The sequence below is a fragment of the Candidatus Nanopelagicales bacterium genome (assembly GCA_018003655.1).
Lineage (GTDB): Bacteria > Actinomycetota > Actinomycetes > S36-B12 > UBA10799 > JAGNDY01.
In genome coordinates this window covers 1-3428 of record JAGNDY010000117.1, presented here as the reverse complement: position 1 = coordinate 3428, position 3428 = coordinate 1, and the positions used below count along the sequence as shown (strand labels likewise).

At 64.8% G+C, this 3428-nt stretch carries 6 protein-coding genes; 1 reads left to right on the top strand and 5 read right to left on the bottom strand.

Going from position 1 to position 3428, the window contains the following annotated elements:
- Positions 1 to 1344, top strand: a 1344-nt coding sequence (locus KAZ48_10740) for a hypothetical protein (protein MBP7973267.1), incomplete at its 5' end; no start/stop codon positions are given.
- Between the two features lie 249 nt (positions 1345 to 1593).
- On the opposite strand, the gene KAZ48_10735 is transcribed toward KAZ48_10740, so the two are convergent.
- The 5 genes from KAZ48_10735 to KAZ48_10715 form a co-directional block, all read right to left on the bottom strand.
- Positions 1594 to 2127 (bottom strand): hypothetical protein, encoded by a 534-nt coding sequence (locus KAZ48_10735; GenBank protein MBP7973266.1) that lies wholly within the window; start codon positions 2125 to 2127, stop codon positions 1594 to 1596.
- Positions 2117 to 2335: a hypothetical protein gene (locus KAZ48_10730; protein MBP7973265.1), complete on the bottom strand. Its 219-nt coding sequence runs from the start codon at positions 2333 to 2335 to the stop codon at positions 2117 to 2119. Before KAZ48_10730 ends, KAZ48_10735 begins: the two co-directional genes overlap by 11 nt.
- Positions 2325 to 2732: a hypothetical protein gene (locus tag KAZ48_10725; protein MBP7973264.1), complete on the bottom strand. Its 408-nt coding sequence runs from the start codon at positions 2730 to 2732 to the stop codon at positions 2325 to 2327. Before KAZ48_10725 ends, KAZ48_10730 begins: the two co-directional genes overlap by 11 nt.
- Positions 2729 to 2914 carry a hypothetical protein gene (locus tag KAZ48_10720; GenBank protein MBP7973263.1) on the bottom strand — a complete coding sequence of 62 codons (186 nt, stop codon included), beginning with the start codon at positions 2912 to 2914 and terminating at the stop codon, positions 2729 to 2731. The genes KAZ48_10725 and KAZ48_10720 overlap by 4 nt, the downstream gene beginning before the upstream one ends.
- Positions 2911 to 3428, bottom strand: a 518-nt coding sequence (locus KAZ48_10715; protein ID MBP7973262.1) for a hypothetical protein, incomplete at its 5' end; no start/stop codon positions are given. The genes KAZ48_10720 and KAZ48_10715, both read right to left, overlap by 4 nt.

The following is a 3428-nucleotide window of genomic DNA, read 5'->3' as shown; positions in this document are numbered from 1 at the left end:
GCCTACGTCTGCAAGCACGACTCGTGCCACGATCACGGTCGCGGCGAGTTCGCCAGCGCCATCGGCTACACGGAGAACCTGCTGGCCGATCTGGCGCTCCCCGTCCCCCACCACGACTACTCCGAGATCAACGACCCGCTGCTCCTGCCGTCGTTCAAGCGGCTCCCGGGCGGCAAGATCATCACCAGCCTGTCGAACGTGGTGGTGGCGCTGGGATCACCGCACGTCTGCGGGATGCGCCTGCGCTATGACGTGTTCAAGGACGCGATCATGGCCTTCGAGGATGGTGGTATGCGCCCGATCCTCGACACTGATTACACCGCCCTGCGCATCTCTCTTGAATCGCGGGGACTGGAGAACGTCGGCCGCGAGATGATCCGCGACGCCGTCCATCTGGTCGCCGACCGGGACAAGTTCGACAGCGCGTTCGAGTGGCTTGACCAGCAGACGTGGGACGGTGTTCCTCGTATCGAGACCTTCTGGGTCGACCACTTCGGCGTTCCTGATGACAGTCGGGGCTACGCTAGGGCCGTCGGGCTCTACACCTGGACAGCGCTGGCGGGACGGGTCCTGGTCCCGGGGATGCAGGCTGACATGGTCCCCATCCTCACCGGGTCGCAGGGTCTCGGCAAGTCGCGTGGCGTGGCGGCGATGTCGCCCGACCGTGAGTATGTCACCTCCATCTCATTCAACGAGCCTGAGATCGAGCGCGCGCGGAAGATGCGCGGCCGACTGATCATCGAGCTCGCCGAACTGCAGGGTCTCAAGTCGCGTGAGCGGGAGGAAATCCTCGCCTGGGTCACACGTTCCGATGAGCACTGGACGCCGAAGTTCATGGAGATGTCGGTCACATACTCCCGACGGTCTGTTCTGTTTGGAACCACCAATGACCGTGAGTTCCTCGATGACCCGACCGGCGAGCGTCGCTGGCTACCGCTGGACACGGGCGCGGCCGACGGGTTCGAAGGCGTAGACGTCGACGGGATCGTGCGCCTGCGGGGTCAGTTGTGGGCTGAGGGACGCGCGCGGTACGAGAAAGACGGCCTGCAGTGGCGGGATGCCGAGCGGCTCGCCCGCGATGTTCATGAGCGCTACAAGGCCGATGACAGTTGGGGTGCGGCGATCGCGAAGTGGCTTGACACGCCCGACATGAGCGAGACGACACCCAGGCAGCGGAAGTTCCTGCTGATCACCGAAGTTGCCGAGGGCGCGCTGGCCATCCCGACGCGCCACTTGAAATACTCGGACCAGCGCCGGATCGGGAAGGTGCTGCGGAGCGAGGGGTTCGACAGTCAACCGATGCGGATCGGCGAGCAGATCAAGAAAGTGTGGATGCCGAAATGAAAAGAGGGGCGCGAAGCCCCTCTTTGTTATTGCAGGAAAGCGCCTTTCCGGCTCATCACTCCCTCCGTCCGTGTGTGGGGTCGGGTTCCTCCCGGGGACTTGGTAGACGATCTGTGGTTCCATCCTGAAAGCGGGTCGCCCCCGACGCCGCGTTTTCCGCCAGATGAACGTCGCAGACCTTGGCATTGAGGGTGCTGAGCACGATCCGCCAGTAGTTCTGCCAGCCGCCGTCGCAGACTGCACAGCCCTTCACTCCCCACCCCCAAGAGCGCGAGAGGCGGCTCGGAAGTGTTCCATGGGGGCTGACCAGTATGTTCCGGGGCTCCATCCTGCCGCGCGCTTGGTCTCGGCCTTAGCCACCTCCGCAAACGGCCTCAACGCCTCCCGCGCCGCGTCTCGCTCGGCCTCGGCTTTTTCAGCGCGCTCCTTCCACCCCTCTACGATGCCAGCCGCTTCGGAGGTTTCCAGCTTGCCGGTCGCAAGTCCGGCCTCTCGGGCGTAGACGGCCATCTGACGTAGCGCCTCATCCCGCTCGGCCTCGGCCTTTTCGGCGCGGGCCTCCGCATGTGTGGCGCGCGACCTCCACATCGCAGCAACCTCTTCCCAGCCGATGGAGACGCCGTTTTCGTCAACGGTGAACTGCTCGTCTATCGCCTCATCCCGCTCGGCCTGGAGCTTGGCGAGTGCGGCGGCGGCTTCACGCAGATCGTCGGCGGCAGCGTGGTCCAGAAAGCTGGTGTCCGCGATGACGGCCAGCCGCTCTATCAGCCTCTCAACGTCCATGGTGAGGGTCCTTTTGCTGCTGGGCGCGGCGACGACCGATCTCGCGCAGTTCGTCCTTCTCGGCCTTTTCGGCGAACAGGATGTAGCCGTAGAGGCAGACTTCGCGCCAAGCGGCGAAGGCCAGCATGACCATGACGACGAGAACGCCAATCCCGATGACGCCCCAAACAAAGACGCCCGTCGCGTAGAACAGACTCTCAACGCTCATGGCTCACCTCCTTGGGTGATGCGGAGAGCATGGCGCGGTAAGCAGCGTCTACATACAGAGCCATGCCATCTAGCCCTGAGCCTACGGGCCGCTCGCCAAGGCCCCGCCACAGCCAGTACTTGTCGTCGGCAGCGCGTTGCCCCGACTTAACCATCGCCTCGGTCGGCTCTCTCGGAACCAGCACGTAGCCGTCAGGAACCATCCCACCCGGCAGGAGTGCGAGGGCTGCGAATTGATCCACCCACGCCATGACCAGCCCCAGGTCATGGACGCCAACCCTGCACATGAGGCGCGCGCTCAGATCGGACGTGGTGTCGTGGCGCATGGTATTGGCGGCGTCAGCGCGGACCCGCTCGGAGGCTAGGCGGACGGCGAGGGGCATGAGGTAGGCGCTCATTCGTCCAGCCCCCGATCGGCTTCGGCGTCCGACCATCCGCTCTGCCAATCCACGTTGGCGGCATCTCGGAAGACCTCGCCGGCCAAGTTGGCGTTGCGGCCTCGGTTGTAGTCCCGCTGACGAAGGCGCGCGTCGTCCTCATGGTCGGCGGCGTCTGTTGGGCTTCTAGGATCGTGGCTCATGGCAGTTTCGCTCCGATTTGCTTGAGGTAGGCGACCACGGCCCGAGCGCCGTCCCGCGATGACCAGTCCATGTCGATGCTGTCGGAAATGGCGTCTGCGATATCGTCCTCGGCGTCGGTCCAGTCGTAGGGATCGGGTTCGATCCAGACATGCTCGGTGAGCTTGAGCGCCCAGAGCGGACCACGCAGGCTAAGGCGGAAGGCGTCTGCCGCCGTCCGGTTCGGCCACTTGAGGCCTAGGTTAGGGTCGCTGGTGAACGTCCCGTCCTCGGCATTATGGAGCCAGCGGCCTTCGCTGTTCTCCAGCATCCATTGCGACTTGCGGTCGGTCACCTCCACCACCTCATCCGAGACAACAGCCGGTCGGGCTGCGGCTATCAGGGTGAGGATGGTGGGCGGGTCGAAGGTGGCGATGTGGACCGCCCGGGCCTCGATGCGCGCCATCTGGCCGGGGCTATCGCCGGGGGTCGCCATGAAGCACACGCGGTTTTCGCGGTCGGCGTGGATCACAAGGC

What these genes read in the sequence shown, in the direction of transcription:
- KAZ48_10735 (MBP7973266.1), bottom strand. Translation starts at nt 2,127, where the DNA reads ATGGACGTTGAGAGGCTGATAGAGCGGCTGGCCGTCATCGCGGACACC.
- KAZ48_10730 (MBP7973265.1), bottom strand. Translation starts at nt 2,335, where the DNA reads ATGAGCGTTGAGAGTCTGTTCTACGCGACGGGCGTCTTTGTTTGGGGC.
- KAZ48_10725 (MBP7973264.1), bottom strand. Translation starts at nt 2,732, where the DNA reads ATGAGCGCCTACCTCATGCCCCTCGCCGTCCGCCTAGCCTCCGAGCGG.
- KAZ48_10720 (MBP7973263.1), bottom strand. Translation starts at nt 2,914, where the DNA reads ATGAGCCACGATCCTAGAAGCCCAACAGACGCCGCCGACCATGAGGAC.